The following is a 1158-nucleotide window of genomic DNA, read 5'->3' as shown; positions in this document are numbered from 1 at the left end:
CAACGCGCTGATCGGCATCAGCGCGCCAGCATCGAGCGCCGCCAACGCAGTCGTCGCGCTGCTGCACATCGTCCTGATCGGTGCGGTCCTGGTGACGCTCGGACGCCTGCGCGCCGCCGCGCTGCCCGATCCGACGAAGCCCGCGCGCAATACCTTGCTGGCGATCGTCGCGACGCTCGTCTGGCTGGTGCTGCTCGTCACGCTCGTCGCCGGGCTGATCGGTTATGTGAACTTCGCGCTGAAGGTCGCGACGTGGCTGCTGTGGGGCGCGATCGTCGGTGCGACCTTGTACCTGATGATGACCTTCACCGACGATGCGTGCCGCACGTTGCTGTCGAGCGGCAACCGCCTCGGACGCTCGGCAAACAGCGGCTTCGGCGTCGACAACAAGACCGTCGACCAGATCGGCGTGCTGCTGTCGGCGGTATTGCGGCTGTTGCTGATCATGCTCGCGGTCGGCGCGGTGATGGCGCCGTTCGGGGCAGGCGTCGGCTCGGCGTTCGAGCTGTTCGGAACGGTCGCGAACGGCGTCACGATCGGCCAGATCACGATCTCGCCGGGCGCGGTGCTCCGCTCGATCGCGGTGCTGTTCGTCGCGCTGGCGATCTTGCGCGGTCTGCAGCATTGGCTGGTGAATAGCTACCTCCCGACCACCGCGATGGATGCGGGCGCGCAGAATTCGGTGACGATGGTCGCGCGCTATGCCGGGATCATCGCCGCGGTGCTGTGGTCGCTCGGCGCGCTCGGCATCGGCATGGAGAAGCTCGCGGTAGTGCTCGGCGCGCTGTCGGTCGGGATCGGCTTCGGCCTCCAGGCAATCACGCAGAACTTCGTCTCGGGCCTGATCCTGCTCGCCGAGCGCCCGGTGAAGATCGGCGATCTCGTCCGGATCGGCAACATGGAGGGCGACGTGAAACGGATCAACGTCCGCTCGACCGAGATCCAGGTCGCGGACCGATCGACGCTGATCGTGCCGAACTCGGAGCTGATCACCAAGACGATCCAGAACATGACGCTGGCCGCGCCGATCGGCCGTATCCAGCTTCAATTCTCGGTACCGCTCGAGGAGGATCTGGACGCGGTGCGGACCATGTTGTTCGCGGCATTCGCCGAGAAGCACGAGGTGCTCGACGATCCCGAGCCCAAGGTGTTCATCGA

At 66.1% G+C, this 1158-nt stretch carries 1 protein-coding gene; it reads left to right on the top strand.

Annotation, left to right across the window (positions count from 1 at the left end):
* The coding region (locus U1872_RS22215; protein WP_332795047.1) for a mechanosensitive ion channel family protein at positions 1–1158 on the top strand (1158 nt) is incomplete at both ends.

The sequence above is a fragment of the Parasphingomonas frigoris genome (genome assembly GCF_036663815.1).
GTDB lineage: Bacteria > Pseudomonadota > Alphaproteobacteria > Sphingomonadales > Sphingomonadaceae > Sphingomonas.
Note: the sequence above shows the minus strand (reverse complement) of the source record. Positions and strands in the feature narration are given on the sequence as shown.